We start from the raw sequence: 19,255 nt of genomic DNA on the forward strand, positions 1-19,255 counted from the left end.
GAGCGGGCTTGCTCGCGAAAGTGATCGATCTGCCAATGAAGTATTGACTGACACACCGCCTTCGCGAGCAAGCCCGCTCCCACAGGGGTCTGCGTTGCCCTTCAAATAACAAGAATCCCGGGAGCCCGCCATGTCGGTCGATCCGCAACAACTGCTGCGCGAGCTGTTTGCCACAGCCATTGACGCGGCCCATCCGCAACACGTCCTTGAACGCTACCTGCCCAGCGACCGCAGCGGCCGAGTGATCGTCATCGGTGCCGGCAAGGCCGCGGCGGCCATGGCGCAAGTGGTCGAGCGCTGCTGGCAGGGCGAAGTGTCTGGCCTGGTGGTGACCCGCTACGGCCATGGCGCGCCCTGTCAGAAAATCGAAGTAGTGGAAGCCGCCCACCCGGTGCCTGATGCCGCAGGCCTGGCCGTGGCCCAGCGGGTGCTGGAAATGGTCAGCAACCTCAGCGAAAACGATCGGGTGATCTTCCTGCTGTCCGGCGGCGGTTCTGCCCTGCTGGCCTTGCCCGCCGAAGGCATCACCCTGGCCGACAAGCAATCGATCAACAAAGCCCTGCTCAAATCCGGCGCGACCATCGGCGAGATGAACTGCGTGCGCAAGCACCTCTCGGCGATCAAGGGCGGGCGCCTGGGCAAGGCCTGCTGGCCGGCGACGGTGTACACCTACGCGATCTCCGATGTGCCCGGGGATCTTGCCACGGTCATTGCCTCCGGCCCTACCGTGGCCGACCCCAGCACGTCGGCCGAAGCCCTGGCGATTCTCCAGCGCTACCAGATCGAGGTGCCAGCCTCGGTGCGCAACTGGTTGCAAAGCCCGGCATCGGAAACCGTCAAGCCCGGCGACCCGAGCCTGGCCCGCAACCACTTCCAATTGATCGCCCGCCCCCAGCAGTCATTGGAGGCCGCGGCAGTGAAGGCGCGCCAGGCCGGTTTCAGCCCGTTGATCCTCGGCGACCTGGAAGGCGAATCCCGGGAGGTGGCGAAAGTCCACGCTGGCATCGCCCGGCAAATCGCCCTGCACGGCCAGCCACTGGCGGCGCCGTGCGTGATCCTCTCCGGCGGCGAAACCACCGTCACCGTGCGCGGCGACGGTCGTGGCGGGCGCAATGCAGAATTCCTGCTGAGCCTGACCGACAGCCTCAAGGGTCATCCCGGCATCTACGCGCTGGCCGGCGACACCGACGGCATCGACGGTTCCGAAGACAACGCCGGTGCCCTCATGACCCCGGACAGCTATCGCCGCGCCGCCGAATTGGGCCTGAGCGCCAGCGACGCGTTGGACAACAACAACGGCTACGGCTACTTCGCCGCCCTGGATGGGCTGATCGTCACCGAACCGACCCGCACCAACGTCAACGACTTTCGCGCCATCCTGATCCTTGAGAACCCCGAACATGACGCCTGATAAAAAGGTCAAGATCCTCGCCACCCTAGGTCCCGCCACCCGCGGCATCGATGACATCCGCGCGCTGGTACAGGCCGGCGTGAACATCTTCCGCCTGAACTTCAGCCACGGCGAGCATGCCGACCACGCCCAGCGCTACCAGTGGATTCGCGAGGTCGAGCAGCAGCTCAATTACCCGCTGGGCATCCTGATGGACCTGCAAGGCCCGAAGTTGCGGGTCGGCCGGTTCGCCGACGGCAAGGTCCTGCTGCAACGCGGCCAGGCCCTGCGTCTGGACCTGGACCCGACGCCCGGCGATCAACGCCGGGTCAACCTGCCCCACCCGGAGATCATCGCGGCCCTGGAGCCCGGCATGGACCTGCTGCTGGACGACGGCAAGTTGCGCCTGCGCGTGACCGCCAGGCACTGCGACGCCATCGACACCGAAGTGCTCAACGGCGGCGAACTGTCGGACCGCAAAGGCGTGAACGTGCCCCAGGCCGTGCTCGACCTGAGCCCGCTGACTGCCAAGGACCGGCGCGACTTGAGTTTCGGCCTGGAGCTGGGCGTGGACTGGGTGGCGCTGTCGTTCGTCCAGCGTCCCGAGGACATCCGCGAGGCTCGCGCGCTGATCGGCAACCAGGCGTTCCTGATGGCGAAGATCGAGAAGCCGTCGGCGGTGGCCCAATTGCGGGAAATCGCCGAGTTGAGTGACGCGATCATGGTTGCTCGCGGTGACCTGGGTGTCGAAGTCCCGGCCGAGAGCGTGCCGCAGATTCAGAAGAACATCATCGGCACCTGCCGCGCCCTCGGCAAACCGGTGGTGGTGGCGACGCAGATGCTCGAGTCGATGCGCTTCTCCCCAGCACCCACCCGCGCCGAAGTCACCGACGTGGCCAACGCCGTGGCCGAGGGGGCCGATGCGGTGATGCTGTCGGCGGAAACCGCTTCCGGGGACTACCCCCTCGAAGCCGTGCAGATGATGAGCAAGATCATCCGCCAAGTGGAAAACGGCCCCGACTACCAGGCGCAACTGGATGTCAGCCGGCCAAAAGCCGAGGCCACGGTGTCGGATGCGATCAGTTGCGCGATCCGTCGCATCAGCAACGTGCTGCCAGTGGCGGTGCTGGTGAACTACAGCGAATCGGGCAGCTCCAGTCTACGGGCGGCGCGGGAACGGCCGACGGTGCCGATCCTCAACCTCACACCGAACCTGCAGGCCGCTCGCCGCCTGACGGTGGCCTGGGGCGTGCACTCGGTGGTCAACGATCGGTTGAAGCAGGTGGATGAAGTCTGTTCCACCGCCCTGGAAATCGCCCAGGCCCAAGGCATGGCCCAGCGCGGCGATACCTTGCTGATCACCGCGGGCGTGCCGTTCGGGCAGCCGGGGTCGACCAATTCGTTGCGCATTGAGACGTTGATCTAATTTTCTGTGACCAGAGTTGTTTCTGTAGGAGCTGGCGAAGCCTGCGATCTTTTGATCTTGATCGTTCGCTCTCGACTCAATGGGTAGGGGAAAGATCGCAGCCTCGTTGCACTCGACAGCTCCTACACCGCTCCTACACAGCTCCTACGGGGCTATCTCTGGCCACAGTGCTCTCTTACCTCTGACCCATCATGCCCAACCATTCTTCCACCACCCACTGCCCCGACTGGGCCACCGCCCTGCTCAACGGCTTCAGCCAGATCTTCCTCCAGCGCCATCCGTTGTGCGGCCTGCTGTGCCTGCTGGCGATCCTGCTCACTGCGCCCGCCCTGTTCGGCGGTGCGTTGCTGGGCGGGGTGGCCGGGTTGCTCACGGCCCAGCGACGCGGTTACACCAAGGCCGACCGGCAAGCCGGGCTGTTCAGCTACAACGGCATCCTGCTGGGCTTGCTGTTGAGCCTTGCGTTGCCCTGGTCCGTCCTGTTGCCACCGTTGATCATCGCCGCAGGCGGTCTCAGCGCGATGCTGACCCAGCAATGGCTCAAGCGCAGCCGAGGCCCTCGATGCCTGCCCGCCTACACCGCGCCTTTTGTCGGGTTGGCTTGGCTGCTGATGAGTTTCACCCTGCCGCCGCCCCCAACCACCACGATTGAAATGACGATACCCAACCTGCTGGCCGCGCATTTGAGCGGGCTGGGCCAGGTCATGTTTCTCGGCCATCCGGCGGCCGGTGCGCTGATCGCGGCGGGCCTGCTGCTGGCCGACCGTCGCGCTGCCGGTTGGGCATTGTTCGGTTCCGCCGCCGGCCTGGCCTTCGCCTTGTCGCAACATGAAAACGCAACCGCCCTTTGCGGCCTTGGCGGTTACAACCCAGTGTTGGTGGCTCTGGCCCTCAGCCAGCAGCGCCGCCAACCCTGGCTGCCACTGGCGGGCATTCTCCTGGCGGTCATGCTTGCCCCAGGTTTTATCGCCCTCGACCTTCCCCCACTGACGGCACCGTTCATCCTCGCGTGTTGGCTGATCCAGGCCAGCGGCCGGGTGTGGCGCCAGGCCAGCCTCGACAACGCGCCTTGCGCTCTGCAGGGCAATCGCCCTAGGCTTCGCTGATTCCGGTTCAGGCGACGATTATGCAAAGCAGCAACAATTGGCGCGAACGCCTCTACGTGATCATTTTCCAGACCGACACCGTCGCCGGCCGGCGCTTCGACAGCACCTTGCTGTTGATCATCCTCGCCAGCCTGGTGATCGTGATGCTCGACAGCATCGACAGCGTGCACAAAAACTACGCGGCCCTGCTGGCCGGTATCGAGTGGGGCTTCACCTTCATCTTCATCGTCGAGTACGGCCTGCGCCTGTACTGCTCGCCCAAGCCGCTGCGCTATGCCTTCAGTTTCTACGGGCTGGTGGACCTGCTGGCGATCGTGCCGGGGATCCTGGCGCTGTACTACAGCGATGCCCAATACCTGTTGATCATTCGGATCATCCGCATGCTGCGGATTTTCCGTGTGCTCAAGCTCAGCCCTTACCTCAAGCAGGCCAACTACCTGATGGCGGCACTGCGGGGGAGCAAGCAGAAAATCATCGTGTTCCTGGTCAGCGTCTCGACCCTGGTAACGGTATTCGGCACGCTGATGTACGTCATCGAAGGCCCTGGGAATGGCTTTACCAGCATCCCCAAAGGCATCTATTGGGCTATCGTGACACTGACCACGGTGGGCTTCGGCGACATCGTGCCCAAGACGCCACTGGGCCAGGTGGTGTCATCCCTGGTGATGATCACCGGTTACTCGATCATCGCCGTGCCAACGGGTATTTTCACGGCGGAACTGGCCACGGCCATGCGCGGCGACCAGCTCCAGCACGATTGCCCGGTGTGCAGCAAAAACAACCACGAACACGGTGCCGCTTTCTGCTCCCGTTGTGGCAATGCGTTGTTTAAGAAATTGGAATAAGCAAAGCACTTTTTGATGCTTGAAGGTCTATAGGCTTGCAGCTAGTGTGCTGGCTAATTGCCCGGAACCCCCGTTGATAAAAAGGAATTCGCAGTGAAGAACTTCTTTGGCGCCTCTCTTCTCGCCGTCGGCCTGACCTTTGGCAGCCTGGCCCACGCCGCCCCGACCCTGCTCAACGTTTCCTACGACGTGATGCGCGATTTCTACAAGGACTACAACACCGCCTTCCAGAAACACTGGCAGGCCGAGCACAACGAAAACATCACCGTGCAGATGTCGTTCGGCGGCTCCAGCAAGCAGGCGCGTTCGGTGATCGACGGGCTGCCGGCGGATGTCATCACCATGAACATGGCCACCGACATCAACGCCCTGGCGGACAACGGCAAACTGGTGCCCGAGAACTGGGTCACCCGCTTGCCGAACAACAGCGCGCCGTTCACCTCGGCCACGGTGTTCATCGTGCGCAAAGGCAACCCGAAAGCCTTGAAAGACTGGCCCGACCTGCTCAAGGACGGTGTGCAGGTGATCGTGCCCAACCCGAAAACCTCCGGCAACGGTCGCTACACCTACCTCTCGGCCTGGGGTTACGTGCTGAAAAATGGCGGTGACGAGAACAAGGCCAAGGCCTTCGTCGGCAAACTGTTCAAGCAGGCACCGGTACTGGACACCGGCGGTCGCGCCGCGACAACCACCTTCATGACCAACCAGATCGGCGACGTGCTGGTGACCTTTGAAAACGAAGCGGAGATGATCGCCCGCGAATTCGGCCGCGACCAGTTCGAAGTGATCTACCCGAGCGTGTCCGCCGAGGCCGAGCCACCGGTCAGCGTGGTCGACAAAGTCGTCGAGAAAAAAGGCTCCCGCGAAGCCGCCGAGGCCTACCTCAAGTACCTGTGGTCGCCCGAAGGCCAGGAAATCGCCGCTGCCAACTACCTGCGCCCACGGGACCCGGCGGTACTGGCCAAATACACCGACCGCTTCCCGAAAGTCGACTTCCTGTCCGTGGAAAAAACCTTCGGCGACTGGCGCACGGTGCAGAAGACTCACTTCAATGACGGTGGGGTTTTCGACCAGATCTACAGCGGGCAATAAGGTAGAACAAGCTGTACGCGAGCCTGTGGCAAGGAGATATGTGGGAGCAAAGCTTGCTCGCGATGAAAACAGCGCGGTGCCTCTGGAACCGAGGTGCCTGTATCGCGGGCAAGCCTTGCTCCCACACAGGCTGGCCCCGACCACACAAGCTTTGCTCCCAGAGATCCCCTTGCCACAAAATCTCCCCAGCTTCCTTGTGCGCCCCATCATCAACTGCAAGCATGTCTGATATCAATCGCAAGCCCTGTTCCAGGGCCCCCTAACGCTTTAGCCTCGCGCCATCTTTCCTGTTCACTGACGAGATTGCCATGAGTGCTCATTCCCCCACGCCCGGCAGCACCTTGACCCGCGGCATGGTCCTGCTCTTCGCCTTCTGCTGTGGCGCCATCGTCGCCAACATCTACTACGCCCAACCCATCATCGAACTGATCGCACCCGACGTCGGCCTGAGCAGCACCATGGCCAGCCTGATCGTCTCGCTGACCCAGATCGGTTATGCCCTGGGCCTGTTTTTCCTGGTGCCGTTGGGTGACTTGCTGGAAAACCGGCGGCTGATGATCATCACCACCGTGGTGGCGATCGCCAGTTTGTTAGGGGCAGCGTTCACCGATCAACCGAACGTATTCCTGCTGGTTTCGCTGTTGGTGGGGTTCAGCTCGGTGTCGGTGCAAGTCCTGATTCCGCTGGCTGCACACCTGGCGCCGGAGGAGACCCGGGGCCGGGTCGTGGGTGGGATCATGGGCGGCCTGCTGCTGGGGATCCTGCTGGCGCGGCCAGTCTCCAGCGTGGTGGCCGATCACTTCGGCTGGCGGGCCATGTTCATCATCGCCGCCGCGTTGATGGCCGCCATCAGCATCGTCCTGGCACTGACCGTGCCCAAGCGCCAGCCTGACCACAGTGCCTCTTATGGCCAACTGCTGGGCTCGCTCGGCACCCTGCTGCGCCAACAACCGCTGCTGCGGCAACGGGCGTTCTACCAGGCTTGCCTGTTCGCCACGTTCAGCCTGTTCTGGACCGCCGTGCCACTGGAACTGTCACGCAACCACGGCCTGTCCCAGACTGAAATCGCCTTGTTCGCCCTGGTCGGTGCCATTGGCGCCATCGCCGCCCCCATCGCCGGTCGCCTGGCGGATGCCGGCCATACCCGCAACGCCTCGTTGCTGGCGATGTTGTTCGCCAGCCTGAGTTTCCTGCCGGCGTTCATCCATCCGCTGTACAGCGTGATCGGCCTGGCAGTGACCGGCGTGGTCCTGGATTTTTGTGTGCAGATGAACATGGTCCTGGGCCAGCGCACCATCTATGCCCTCGATGCCAAGAGTCGCAGCCGGCTGAATGCGCTGTACATGACCAGCATCTTCGTCGGTGGCGCCTTCGGCTCATCGATTGCCAGTGCGGTGTACGAACACGGCGGCTGGTTGTGGGTGGTGATCGTCGGCAGTGCCTTCCCACTGTTGGCCTTGCTGCGCTTCTTGAGCACCTCGCGCAAGCCGTCCCTGGCCACGGCCTGAAGACCCCACGCCTAAAAAAGCCCGGTCGCCTTCAGCGCCCGGGCTTTTGGGTGGAGCGTGTCAAATCCGCACGTTGCCACGCGGTCCGGCAATCGCCCAGATGATCAGGCCCAGTACCGGCAACAGCAGGATCAGCAGCACCCAGAGGATTTTCATCCCGATTTGCGCGCCACTCTTGAGTACATTGATGATCGCCCAGATATCGAGCGCCAGGATGATCAGGCCGACCAGGCCGTTGAAAGTGGAACCCATGGTGTCGCTCCCAAATGGTGATGTGCACCCTTAGGATAGCGGGCGCCAGGCAAGGGTTCCGTTTTATTGCTTCAGACGTGGACCGCGACCTTGAGGGCTTCCAGGGCCGGCGCGGCGGTGATGCCGACTTCGGCACACAACTCCAGCACCCGCGGCACGTCGTTGCCGTACACCAGCACCATTTGCAATTCATCGTCGAGCAATTGGCTGAAGTTCATCAGCACGTAGCCGCCGTTTTCCTTGTTCAGGCTGCTCATCTGGATCTGGATGCGGTTCAGCGCGGTCAGGGCTTCGGTCTTCGCCAGTTGCTTGGGCTTGAGGTTGAACGCCACGCCGGGGCCGAACGAGGCGACGATCTGTTCGAACAGGTCCACGTAGGTGTCGGCCTGGAACAGCACGGTGTCCGGCAGGCTGCCCACCACTACCCACTCACCCAACGGGATGGGGAACGTGTCGTCGTAGTTGATATCGGGGTTGGCCGCCAGGAAAACCGTCGGATCGGCGTAGGCCTGGGCCGCTTCGTCAGCGATTTTCGCGATGTCCGCCTCGCCGAGGCAGCCAGAGCTGATTTTACCGATGAGTTCGATGAGGGCGGCTTTCATGGGGTGAATCCTGTGGCGAAGGGTGTTTTGAGGGCGGGCAGGATAGCGCATTCGCATGCAGATTAGGATTGGAGAAGGACCTGTGGTGAACGAGCATTTTGTGGGAGCAAGGCTTGCCCGCGATGAAAACAACGCGGTCTCTCTGGAACCGAGGTGCCTGTATCGCGAGCAAGCTTTGCTCCCACAGCCTTTCAGCCCAACAACTTTTCCAACTGCGCCGTGGTGTCCACCGCGCCCATGGTCTTGGCGGCATCGAGGGCCGAGACGCCGTTGGCATCCTTGGCTTTCGGGTCGGCGCCTTTGCCGATCAGGTAGTCGACGATTTCCACGCGGTTGAACATCGCCGCCATCATCAGCGCGGTACGGCCATCGAAAGAGGCGCCTTCCACTTGCGCGCCGCCATCCACCAACGCCGAAACCACTGCCAGGTCGCCCTTGAACGCCGCGCCGGCAATCGGGCTCTGGCCGTTGTCGTTGCGGATTTCCGGATCGGCCTTATGCTCCAGCAGCACTTTCACCGTTTCCACATGCCCGTGGTAAGCGGCCAGCATCAACAAGGTGTCGCCCTTGTGGTTACGCAGGTTGGGTGGCAGGCCCTTGCTCAGCAACGCGGCCATCATGGCCGCATCACCCTGGCGTGCGACGTTGAACACCTGCTCGGCAAACTCCGCAGCCTCTTCCGGGGTCATCTGGCGGCTTGTATCGGACATGGGAAACTCCACTCGGGTCTTCGCAAAGCGGCTAGTTTCCCGAGGGACCCGGGCGCTGTCATCCCTTTTTTCACTGTGCCCGTCATAGTCAGAATCAATAACGCAATTGTCCGCCCTGAATCCGAACGGCCAGCTGCCGATCCACCCGCACGTAAGTATCGGTGCCCGGCAGCCAGGCGAAGATCGGCTCATCCCCGGTGACGCATGGGTCGAACGCTTCGGCCTTGAGGCGAGTCTTCTGGTACTTGAAGGTGCCGGTGGTGTCCATTTTTACCTTGATACGCAGGAACAGCGGCACGGCATAGGCAGGCAGCTTGCCTTGCAAAAACTGCAACAACTCGCTGAAGTCCAGGGTCGCCAGGGATTCGGACGGAGTGATTGCCGCCATGCCGGCACGGCCATTGGTGCCATTGATCTCCACGCCATAAGCCACTGCCTCGGCCACCTGCGGATGTTGCAGCAGCACATTTTCGACTTCCGTGGTGGAGACGTTTTCGCCTTTCCAGCGATAGGTATCGCCGAGTCGATCAACGAACTGCCCATGCCCGAAACCAATGTTGCGCAACAGGTCTCCGGTATTGAAGTAACGATCACCCGGCGCAAAGACATCCCGGCAGATGGTTTTTTCGGTCAAGGCCTGATCGGTGTAGCCATCCAGCGGCGCCTTCTCGTCGATCCGCGCCAGCAACAGGCCCGGTTGGCCCCTGGGCACTTTTTGCATGCGACCTTGCAGGTTGCGCAACGGCAGGCCGCTGGCATGGTCGTACTGCACCAATTCCCAGCCCATCAGGGAAAACCCGACGGTGTTGTCGAAATTCAGGATATTGGTGAAACCGATATTGCCGTCGCTGGCCGCATACAGCTCACAGATGTGGTCGATGCCAAACCGGGTCTTGAAGGTCGACCAGGCACCGGGCCGCAGACCGTTGCCGATCATTTTCTTCACACCGTGGTGACGGTCATCGGCAGCGACAGGCTGGTCGATCAGGTAGCGGCACAACTCACCGACATACCCCAGCGTGGTCGCCCGATAACGGCGTACGTCGTTCCAGAACTGGCTGGCGCTGAACTTGCGCCGAATCGCGAAGCCCGATGCACCACAGATCGCTGCGCCCCAGCACACGCACAAGCCCGTGGCGTGGTACAGCGGCAACGTGCAATACACGACATCGTCGGGCTGCATGTCCAAGGCGATCAGGCCGAAGCTGGTGGACGTGCGCATCCAGCGACCATGGCGAAACACCCCAGCCTTGGGCAGCCCGGTGGTGCCCGAGGTGTAGAGATAAAAACACGGGTCGTTGCAGAACACCTGCTGGCTGCACGCCGGGTTATCGCTTGGGTAATCCTCGCTGCCAGCCATCAGGTCGATGAAACCGGACGGGGCATCGGACGGGATATCGGCGCTGTCCTGATCCGCCAGCCACCAGGTCCTGCTGCTCGATAGAGTGGTTCGCTCTCGTATGTCGTTGAAGGCCGCGACCCGTTCATCCCCCACCACCACCGCGACCGGGTTGACCAGGGCCAGGCTGTGCACCAGCGCGTCGCCGGTTTGCGAGGTGTTGAGCATGGCACTGACCGCGCCAACCTTGGCCATCGCCAGCACGCTGATCAACAGCTGTGGCCGGTTCTCGATGAATATCGCCACGCAATCGCCCTTGCCGATGCCCTGGGCCAGCAGGTAATGGGCGATGCGATTGGCCTGCGCGTTGACCTGTGCATAACTCAACACCGTAGCGCCGCACAGCAGTGCCGGGCCCTGGGGATTGCGTTGCGTGGCCTGCTCGAAACACCAGCCCAGGCCGCAAGGCTGGGTCGGGTCCTGGACGTTGGCCAGCTTCATGCCTTTGACGATCCGGGGGACGGCTCTGGCAATGGCTGGCAGCTTGCGCAGCATCATGCCCCAGGTAATCGCGTCGCTGGGTGTACGACTCATGGTGATCTTCCCCGTTCGACCTCGTGGGTCTCGGTTCTTGTTATCGGGCAGGAGGTGATTTGGCTCGAAAGTACGCTGGCAATTGCGGCGCTGTACACGCGGTTTTTGCAATGTTTTGTATCCGCTGCCCGAGACAGGCGAAGCGTGAGCGCCGCAAAACGATTTGGTTCCAAAAATCATTGCCCGACCACGCAAAATGCAGGATGCACGATGGCGATTCATGCAAGATGCACGAAATCAAAAATACAGCAAAAACATAACTATCTGTTTTTAAAGGATTTTATATAAAGCCAAATGCTGGCACAGACAGTGCAACCTCTTCTCCACGGTTTGCCATACATGGAGCAGTCAACTATGAACATGATTCAAGAAAAGTTTGCGTCCCTGTTTTCCAACTACGAAGTGACCACCCAGCCCCGCCCGGATGGCGGCATTTTGCTGACCTTGCGTAATAGTGACGGCAAGCTGTTCAAACGCACGATTTCCTATGCTCAATTGCATGCGGGGGATCAGTTGTCCTGGGCGATCAGTGCGATTCGTCGTGACCTGGCTGAACAGGCTAGCGAGTTGCCACAGATCACCTTGTTGCAGAGCCAGCATCGGTTTGCTTTGCCGACTTACCATAGCGCGTGATTTTGCTGGAAAAACGCGGTGCTGCTTGCTAAAAAAAACGGCGCTTCTTTCAGAAATGGGAAGCGCCGTTTTTTTTTGCGCCTTCTTTTGGGGTGTGTATATCCGTTTCTTCGGTAACGGCTGCTGACGGTTCCGCTCTTACAGCGGCTCACTTTTGAGAAGCGCAAAAGTAAGCAAAACGCTCCTGCCCCACCACTCGGCACCTCGCCTAGGCTCGGTGTGCCCTCACTCCACAATGCCTGCGTTCGGCCAGCGTGGTTAACGGGGCGCCGAGATCAACGTCCACCGCGAGGCGGCCTAACAGCCGACCTGGCTCTCCCGGTCGTACACACGTTAGATCTGTGGGAGCAAAGCTTGCTCGCGATGGCGGTGGCTCAGTCACATGGATGTTGGGTTTGCTGGCCTCATCGCGAGCAAGCTTTGCTCCCACAGGGGATTTGGGTGTTCATGAGTCTTGTGTTCACCGCAGCCCCATTGTGGGAGTGAGCTTGCTCGCGATAGCGGTGGCCCAGCCACATAGATGCCGGCCTGTGCCCTGCTCTTGCTCTTGCTCTTGCTCTTGCTCTTGCTCTTGCTCTTGCTTTGGATCTTGATCTGGGCGCCCCGTTAAACCACGCTGGCCGAACGCAGGCATTGCGCAGTGGGCAACCCGGCATGGATGCCGGGTTAGCCGCGCTGGGCCATGGATGGCCCTTCGCGGCGGGCCCACGGAGCAATGCCGGAGTGAGGGCATGCCGAGCCTAAGCGAGGCACCGAGTGGTGGGGCAAAGCGCTTTTGGTTACTTTTGGCGCTCTTCCAAAAGTGACCCGCCGTCAGGGCGGAACCATAAGCCGCCGTTACCGAAATAACGGATATACACCCCCCCTAAGAACGCAGGTCAATCCTCCAAACGAGGAAACCGCCGAGCAATATCATCCCCCGTAACCTCAGCAACCACCCCCTGCAAATCACCAGACAAACGAATCGTAACGAAATGCGGCCGCTCCCCCCTGTCAAACCAATGCGGCATACCAGCAGGCACCGTTATCAAGTCGCTCCTTTCACACAGCACCGCATAGACATAATCCCCAACGTGCAGGTTAAACAAGCCACGACCAGCAACGAAAAATCGCACTTCATCCTGACTATGGCGATACTCATCGAGCTCCCCAGCCTGTTCCGGCTGATCACTGCTGACACTGACGACATCGACCGCCACATAACCGCGCTCAGTCATCAACCCATCGATCTGAGCCTGGTAAGCCGCAATGATCTCTTCCTCACTGGCACCCGGCTGGATTTTCACCGCCGCTTCCCAACGGGCAAAGTGAATACCTTGTTCAGCCAGGGTCGCGGCAATGTCCTCAAAGTGGGTCAACACCTTGTTCGGAATATCAGGGCTCGAGACGTGATAGACGGACAGGCTGCTCATGACAATGGCTCCAGAAAATTAACGGTTCGAAGGCTCATGGCCGGTCCTCTTGCATACGTGTGGCAATGATAACGGCTGCCGCGAAAGCCGCGAGGCTGGCGAGACTGAACGTCCAACTGGCACCCAAGGTGTTCCAGCTATAGCCGGAATACAACGCGCCCAAGGCCCCGCCCGTGCCGGCCAGCGCCGCATACAGCGCCTGCCCCTGACCTTGCTGGCGAGGCCCGAAGCTGCGTTGCACGAAATGGATGGCAGCGGCGTGAAAGCTGCCGAAGGTCGCCGCATGCAGCACCTGGGCGAACAACAATACCCAGAGAAACTCGGCCAGCGAACCCAACAACAACCAGCGCAACGCCGCCAGCAGGAAGCTCGCCAGCAGCACCCGGCGCACGGAAAACCGCGTCAGGATCCGGCTCATCAGCAGGAAGACCAAAACTTCCGCCACCACGCCAAGGGCCCAGAGCAGGCCGATCAACCCGCGACTGTAGCCCAGGTGTTCGAGGTGCAAGGTCAGGAAGGTGTAATACGGCCCGTGGCTCACCTGCATCAGGCCCACACAGGTATAGAACGCCAGCACGCCAGGGTTGCGCAGTTGCCGCAGGAAGCCCTCCCCCGAAATGCGCGGCCCCTGCAGTGGCTGGGCGTTGGGCACCCAGAAGCTGGCGAGCACGATGCCGGCCATGATCAACACCAGCGCCACCGGGTAGATGTCCAGGCTCAGCCATTCGAACAAGCGGCCGAGCACCACCACGGTGATGATGAAACCGATGGAACCCCATAGACGGATCTGGCTGTAGCGCGAGGCCTGCCCACCCAGATGGGCCAGGGTAATGACTTCGAACTGCGGCAACACCGCGTGCCAGAAGAACGCATGCAGCGCCATGACCATCGCCAGCCAGGCGTAGCTTTTATCGATGAAGATCAGCGAGAAGGCCAGCAGCGTGCAGATCGCGCCGAAACGCACGATCGCCAGGCGCCGGCCGGTGTAATCCCCCAGCCAGCCCCAGATGTTCGGCGCCACGCAGCGCATCAGCATGGGAATCGCCACCAGCTCGCCGATGCGCGCCGCGTTGAACCCCAGGTGATCGAAATACAGCGCCAGGAACGGCGCCGTCGAACCGAGCAGCGCGAAATAGAACAGATAGAAACTGGAGAGCCGCCAGTACGGCAGTGCCGCCACGGCCGTCAGGCCACGGCGGTCGGCAGGCCAACCATCAAAGCTGCCCCAGCACCGGGGTGCTGACGCGAACGTCGGCGTTCTGGCCGCGATGACGCAGCAGGTGATCCATCAGCACGATCGCCATCATCGCCTCGGCGATGGGCGTGGCACGGATGCCGACGCACGGGTCATGACGGCCCTTGGTGATGACGTCCACCGGGTTGCCATGGATGTCGATGGAGCGGCCCGGCGTGGTGATGCTGGACGTCGGCTTCAAGGCCAGGTGCGCCACGATCGGCTGGCCCGAGGAGATGCCGCCGAGGATGCCGCCGGCATTGTTGCTCAGGAAACCTTGCGGGGTCAGTTCGTCACGGTGCTCGGTGCCGCGCTGGGCGACACAGGCGAAACCGGCGCCGATCTCCACGCCTTTCACCGCGTTGATGCTCATCAGCGCGTGGGCCAGCTCGGCGTCGAGGCGGTCGAAGATCGGCTCGCCAAGGCCCGGCATCACCCCTTCGGCGACCACGGTGATCTTCGCGCCGACCGAATCCTGGTCCCGGCGCAGTTGGTCCATGTAGGCCTCGAGTTCCGGCACCTTGTCCGGGTCGGGGCAGAAGAAGGCGTTCTGCTCCACCGACTCCCAGGTCTTGAACGGGATTTCGATGGGGCCCAACTGGCTCATGTAGCCACGGATGACGATGCCCTGACTGGCCAGGTACTTCTTGGCAATCGCCCCGGCTGCCACACGCATGGCGGTTTCCCGCGCCGAGCTGCGACCGCCGCCACGGTAGTCGCGCTCACCGTATTTGTGGTGGTAGGTGTAGTCGGCGTGGGCCGGGCGGAACAGGTCCTTGATGGCCGAGTAGTCCTTGGACTTCTGGTCGGTGTTGCGAATCAACAGGCCGATGGCGCAGCCGGTGGTGCGCCCTTCGAACACGCCGGAGAGGATTTCGACTTCATCGGCTTCCTGGCGCTGGGTGGTGTGGCGGCTGGTGCCGGGCTTGCGCCGGTCCAGGTCACGTTGCAGGTCGTCCAGGGAAATCTCCAGGCCCGGCGGGCAGCCGTCGACAATGGCGACCAACGCCGGGCCATGGCTTTCGCCCGCGGTGGTGACAGTGAACAGCTTGCCGTAGGTATTGCCGGACATGCAGGGTGCTCCGTGAAATCGCTGAGAGACTCAACCTTGGATTCGTAATGCGCGCCAGTATACGCAGGCTCCCCGCGTAGTTCATCCTCGAACCTTATCGGCGGCCACCAGTCCAACCGGCACCTTCGCAACTAATGGCGTGATGATGTTAAAGCTGCTTGCCTTAAGCCTTACCTTGTTCACCGGCCTGTTTTGCAGCCTGGCCCAGGCCACGGTGCTGCAACGCCCGATCAGCCTCGACACCGGCAGTGGTGAGCTTTTCGGCTCGTTGCTACTGCCCAAGTCCGACACACCGGTGCCGGTTGTCCTGATCATTTCCGGGTCAGGTCCTACGGATCGCGACGGCAACAACCCCGAGGGCGGGCGCAACGACAGCCTCAAGCGCCTGGCCTGGATCCTGGCCAAACACAACATCGCCAGCGTGCGCTATGACAAACGCGGCGTGGCCGCCAGCCTCGCGGCGACACCGGACGAGCGCAACCTGAGCGTCGAGGCCTATGTGGCCGATGCCGTGGCCTGGAGCCGCAAGCTCGCCGCCGATCCGCGCCTGGGCCCGTTGATCCTGCTGGGCCACAGTGAAGGCGCGTTGATCGCCAGCCTCGCCGCGCCCCAGGCCAATGCAGCGGCGGTGATTTCGCTGTCTGGCAGTGCCCGGCCGATCGACCAGGTGCTGCGCCAACAACTGAGCAACCGCCTGCCACCGCCGCTGATGTTGCGCAGCAACGAACTGCTCGACAGCCTCAAGACCGGTCGACTCGACGACAACGTGCCGGCACAACTGCAGGTCATTTTCCGCCCCAGCGTACAGCCCTACCTGATCTCGTTGTTCCGCCAGGACCCGGCCCGGGCCTTCGCGGCGTTGAAGATGCCGGCCTTGATTATCCAGGGCAGCAACGATATCCAGGTCAGCGTCGATGACGCCAGGCAGCTGAAAGCCGCCAAGCCCGACGCTGAATTGGCGCTGATAGAGGGCATGAATCACGTGATGCGCATCGTGCCCAACGACGTGAAACGGCAACTGGCCTCCTACAAGGATCCCAACCTGCCCCTGGCGGCCGAGCTCGGTGCGCGAATTCTGCGTTTTATAGGCTCGTTAGCCACCCGTTGAGCGGTTTTAGTGGCAACTGGCCCTCCAGTCCTGGCAAAAACGGCCGATAGCCCGGTGTCGGGCAGCGCTACAGCTGCCGACCAGCCGGCCAGGACAGGATTTTGCCGTTATGACTGAAACTCAAGCTTCCCCCGACACCGCCGCCGAAGCCCCCGCCTCGCCTGCGGTGGAGCTGCCGTGGGCCGACGTGCATGCCGAGCATCACAAAATGCTCCGGCTCGCGCCGCTCAAGACCGACCGCGCCACCGGTGCGCGGCCATTGCGGTTTGTCGAGTTCAGCTATGCCGAGCGCCACAGCAAGGAACGCAGCCTGCTGCGCATGAGCATCCTGTTGCCGAACCAGCGCGTGCGCAAGGAACAGAATCACTTGGACGTCTGGGCCGACCACGTCGAGAAACGCTTGTTTTTTTCCCCGGACAACCTGCAAGTCGAGCCGTTTAACCGTGGCATCGGCCGTTTCCTCGCGGCCCAGGGCATTACCTGGGCCAAGAAACGCTGGTCGGCCTACCGGGTAGACGGCACCGACCTGGATAACAAGGACGCCCTGAACGAAGACACTCGCCTGCGCCGCGACCGTTTTCTCAAGGCCCAAGGCTTTGAGGTGGTCTACGCCGACGCCCAGCACCTCAAGGGCAGCGTCAAGCCAACCCACGTTGGCGATCTGCTGGGGGACTGGAACACCGAGAAGCTGCAGTTCGTGGAAATCCTTGAAGCGGCGCAGATGCTGCAACAAGCCGAGCAGAACCTGGCGGAACAGGAAGTCAAACTCAAGCAGCAGGAAGAGAAGGTCAACAAGTTCAAGCGCGAAGACACTGGCTTGCGCTTCACCATCACCTGCCTGGTGGCCTTCGCCATGTTCCAGGCGGGGTTGCTGATCTGGATTGCGACGCGGCACTGAACAGTGCGAGTAACCCTGTGGGAGCGAGCTTGCTCGCGATAGCGGTGTAGGAGCTGGCGAAGCCTGCGATCTTTTGATCTTGATCTTGATCTTTCACTTGAGACTCAAGTGTTAGGGGAAAGATCGCAGCCTCGTTTCACTCGACAGCTCCTACACAGCTCCTACAGGCCCAGCGGGAGCAAGCTCCCTCGCCACAAAAATGGTCGCAGCGATCAAACCCGCGAAGCAAACAACCCCTGGTGCTGACGGCACTGTTCGGCGCTGAGCATGAACACGCCATGGCCGCCGCGTTCGAAGTCGAGCCAGGCGAAATCGACTTCCGGGTACAGCGCCTCGACGTGCACCTGGCTGTTGCCCACCTCGACAATCAACAATCCCTTCTCGGTCAGATGTTCGGCCGCCTCGGCCAGCATCCGGCGCACCAGGTTCAAGCCGTCATCGCCACAGGCCAGGCCCAGTTCCGGCTCGTGCAGGTATTCCTGTGGCATGTCGGCGAAATCTTCCGCATCGACGTAGGGCGGGTTCGACACGATCAAATCGAAACGTTGCCCCGGCAGACCTTCGAAGCCATCGCCCTGGACCGTGAACACGCGCTCATCGACGCCATGGCGCTCAATGTTCTGGTTGGCCACTTCCAGCGCTTCGAACGACAGGTCGGCCAGCACCACCTCGGCCTCCGGGAACTCATAGGCACAGGCAATGCCGATGCAGCCGGAACCGGTGCACAGATCAAGAATCCGCGCGGGTTCCTGGCCCAACCAAGGCTCGAAACGCTTTTCGATCAGCTCGCCGATGGGCGAGCGCGGAATGAGCACTCGTTCGTCGACGATGAACGACATCCCACAGAACCAGGCCTCGCCCAACAAATAGGCGGTTGGCACCCGCTCTGTGATACGCCGACGCAGCAGGCGCTGCACATGAACCAGCTCTTCGTCTTCAAGGCGGCAGTCCAGGTAGCTGTCGGCAATTTCCCATGGCAGGTGCAATGCGCCCAGCACCAGTTGCCGGGCTTCATCCCACGCATTGTCGGTGCCATGGCCGAAAAACAGATCCTCCCCATGGAAACGGCTGACGGCCCAACGGATATGGTCGCGCAGGGTACGGAGACGGGAAGTGATCACGGCGGCAAACTCCAGAAAAATCGACGGGCGAGTCTACCAGCCAAACGCGGCCCCACCCAAACACGCCCCGATGACGAACGAAAAACCCCGGACCAATCGTAGGAATTATCCGTTTTTTGATCCGCCTATTGAACAAGACGAGCATCTTGACAAGGCTGTAGGCCAGCAACGGCGGCCCTTGCGATGGAAGCGATTCACAGAACCGCTCAGCCAGAGGACAATGTCGCAAAAGCCCCACTCGAAGGAGCCCCAGAATGTCCGTTCCAAAAACGATGTTTCAACTCAGCGGCCGTGGTTATGCAGCGGCCAATCTGAGTCAAGCGACCCTGATCATCATCGATGCCCAGAAAGAATACCTCGCAGGCCCCCTGGCCCTGAGCGGCATGGATGCAGCCGTCGCGAACATCAAGCAATTGCTCGGTGCGGCCCGTGCAGCCGCTCGGCCGATCGTGCATGTGCGCCACCTGGGCACCCATGGCGGGCTGTTCGATCCGCAAGGCGAGCGCGGGGAGTTCATTCCCGGCCTCGAACCCCAGGGCGACGAAACCGTGGTCGAAAAGCTGCTGCCCAGCGCGTTCCACGGCACCGAACTGAAAAAGCGCCTGGAAGACTTCGGCCCCCTGGACCTGATCGTGTGCGGGTTCATGAGCCATTCCAGCGTCAGCACCACCGTGCGCGCCGCCAAGAACCTGGGCTTTCGCTGCACCCTGGTGGAAGACGCCTGCGCCACGCGCGACCTGCCGTACAAGGGCGGCGTCCTCAGTGCCGAACACGTTCAGCAGACCGAAATGGCGATCATGGCGGACAACTTCGCCACCCTGGCGTTGACCCGTGACTTCATCTGATGTCCTTCGATGAGCGGCCCGTGACGCCGCTCATCCGCAAAAGCCTCTCATTTGCCGCAATTACCGGA

Annotated in this window: 18 protein-coding genes; 10 read left to right on the forward strand and 8 right to left on the reverse strand. The window is 61.8% G+C overall.

Annotated features, from left to right (window positions below):
* The first annotated feature begins 130 nt into the window (after positions 1 to 130).
* The 6 genes from AD662_RS20925 (at position 131) to AD662_RS20950 (ending at position 7,367) form a co-directional block, all read left to right on the forward strand.
* Complete coding sequence (locus tag AD662_RS20925) at positions 131 to 1,411, forward strand: glycerate kinase type-2 family protein (protein WP_053189665.1); 1,281 nt, start codon at positions 131 to 133, stop codon at positions 1,409 to 1,411.
* Complete coding sequence (gene pyk / locus AD662_RS20930; protein ID WP_053189666.1) at positions 1,401 to 2,816, forward strand: pyruvate kinase; 1,416 nt, start codon at positions 1,401 to 1,403, stop codon at positions 2,814 to 2,816. The genes AD662_RS20925 and pyk overlap by 11 nt, the downstream gene beginning before the upstream one ends.
* 191 nt (positions 2,817 to 3,007) lie before the next feature.
* Positions 3,008 to 3,922: an urea transporter gene (locus AD662_RS20935; RefSeq protein WP_053189667.1), complete on the forward strand. Its 915-nt coding sequence runs from the start codon at positions 3,008 to 3,010 to the stop codon at positions 3,920 to 3,922.
* Between the two features lie 20 nt (positions 3,923 to 3,942).
* On the forward strand, positions 3,943 to 4,767 hold the full coding sequence (locus tag AD662_RS20940; RefSeq protein WP_018604665.1) for an ion transporter: 825 nt from the start codon (positions 3,943 to 3,945) through the stop codon (positions 4,765 to 4,767).
* 93 nt (positions 4,768 to 4,860) lie between these two features.
* Positions 4,861 to 5,859: a sulfate ABC transporter substrate-binding protein gene (locus AD662_RS20945; protein WP_018604667.1), complete on the forward strand. Its 999-nt coding sequence runs from the start codon at positions 4,861 to 4,863 to the stop codon at positions 5,857 to 5,859.
* Between the two features lie 308 nt (positions 5,860 to 6,167).
* Positions 6,168 to 7,367, forward strand: a complete 1,200-nt coding sequence (locus AD662_RS20950) for an MFS transporter (RefSeq protein WP_018604668.1) — start codon at positions 6,168 to 6,170, stop codon at positions 7,365 to 7,367.
* A 60-nt stretch (positions 7,368 to 7,427) separates the two neighbouring features.
* Here the strand turns inward: AD662_RS20950 and AD662_RS20955 are convergent, their stop codons facing one another.
* The 4 genes from AD662_RS20955 to AD662_RS20970 form a co-directional block, all read right to left on the reverse strand.
* Positions 7,428 to 7,619 carry a PLDc N-terminal domain-containing protein gene (locus AD662_RS20955; protein ID WP_014339608.1) on the reverse strand — a complete coding sequence of 64 codons (192 nt, stop codon included), beginning with the start codon at positions 7,617 to 7,619 and terminating at the stop codon, positions 7,428 to 7,430.
* A gap of 71 nt (positions 7,620 to 7,690) precedes the next feature.
* On the reverse strand, positions 7,691 to 8,221 hold the full coding sequence (locus tag AD662_RS20960) for a hypothetical protein (protein WP_018604671.1): 531 nt from the start codon (positions 8,219 to 8,221) through the stop codon (positions 7,691 to 7,693).
* Positions 8,222 to 8,412: 191 nt separating this feature from the next.
* Positions 8,413 to 8,931: an ankyrin repeat domain-containing protein gene (locus AD662_RS20965; protein WP_018604674.1), complete on the reverse strand. Its 519-nt coding sequence runs from the start codon at positions 8,929 to 8,931 to the stop codon at positions 8,413 to 8,415.
* A gap of 94 nt (positions 8,932 to 9,025) precedes the next feature.
* Positions 9,026 to 10,864: a long-chain-acyl-CoA synthetase gene (locus AD662_RS20970; RefSeq protein ID WP_053189668.1), complete on the reverse strand. Its 1,839-nt coding sequence runs from the start codon at positions 10,862 to 10,864 to the stop codon at positions 9,026 to 9,028.
* A gap of 354 nt (positions 10,865 to 11,218) precedes the next feature.
* On the opposite strand from AD662_RS20970, the gene AD662_RS20975 reads away from it, so the two are divergent.
* A complete protein-coding gene (locus tag AD662_RS20975) occupies positions 11,219 to 11,497 on the forward strand; it encodes a DUF3509 domain-containing protein (protein ID WP_003204481.1) in 279 nt (92 codons plus the stop codon).
* A gap of 878 nt (positions 11,498 to 12,375) precedes the next feature.
* Here the strand turns inward: AD662_RS20975 and AD662_RS20980 are convergent.
* Genes AD662_RS20980 through aroC form a run of 3 tightly spaced genes read right to left on the reverse strand, consistent with a single transcriptional unit; the run spans position 12,376 to position 15,215 of the window.
* Entirely contained in the window at positions 12,376 to 12,909 is a 534-nt protein-coding gene (locus AD662_RS20980; RefSeq protein WP_053182315.1) for an acireductone dioxygenase, read from the reverse strand.
* Between the two features lie 34 nt (positions 12,910 to 12,943).
* Complete coding sequence (locus AD662_RS20985) at positions 12,944 to 14,089, reverse strand: MFS transporter (protein WP_018612526.1); 1,146 nt, start codon at positions 14,087 to 14,089, stop codon at positions 12,944 to 12,946.
* Between the two features lie 34 nt (positions 14,090 to 14,123).
* Positions 14,124 to 15,215, reverse strand: coding sequence for a chorismate synthase (aroC, locus tag AD662_RS20990; protein WP_024618518.1), 1,092 nt, complete (start codon positions 15,213 to 15,215; stop codon positions 14,124 to 14,126).
* A gap of 142 nt (positions 15,216 to 15,357) precedes the next feature.
* On the opposite strand from aroC, the gene AD662_RS20995 reads away from it, so the two are divergent.
* Both AD662_RS20995 and AD662_RS21000 read left to right on the forward strand, forming a co-directional pair.
* Positions 15,358 to 16,323, forward strand: a complete 966-nt coding sequence (locus tag AD662_RS20995) for an alpha/beta hydrolase (RefSeq protein WP_053189669.1) — start codon at positions 15,358 to 15,360, stop codon at positions 16,321 to 16,323.
* A gap of 109 nt (positions 16,324 to 16,432) precedes the next feature.
* Positions 16,433 to 17,221, forward strand: a complete 789-nt coding sequence (locus tag AD662_RS21000) for a hypothetical protein (RefSeq protein WP_053189670.1) — start codon at positions 16,433 to 16,435, stop codon at positions 17,219 to 17,221.
* Between the two features lie 212 nt (positions 17,222 to 17,433).
* Here AD662_RS21000 and prmB read toward each other — a convergent pair whose 3' ends face one another.
* On the reverse strand, positions 17,434 to 18,342 hold the full coding sequence (gene prmB / locus AD662_RS21005; RefSeq protein ID WP_053189671.1) for a 50S ribosomal protein L3 N(5)-glutamine methyltransferase: 909 nt from the start codon (positions 18,340 to 18,342) through the stop codon (positions 17,434 to 17,436).
* Positions 18,343 to 18,596: 254 nt separating this feature from the next.
* On the opposite strand from prmB, the gene AD662_RS21010 reads away from it, so the two are divergent.
* Entirely contained in the window at positions 18,597 to 19,187 is a 591-nt protein-coding gene (locus AD662_RS21010) for a cysteine hydrolase family protein (RefSeq protein WP_018612516.1), read from the forward strand.
* The last annotated feature ends 68 nt before the right edge of the window (positions 19,188 to 19,255 follow it).

Origin of the sequence: Pseudomonas kilonensis, assembly GCF_001269885.1 — a bacterium.
Lineage (GTDB): Bacteria > Pseudomonadota > Gammaproteobacteria > Pseudomonadales > Pseudomonadaceae > Aquipseudomonas > Aquipseudomonas kilonensis.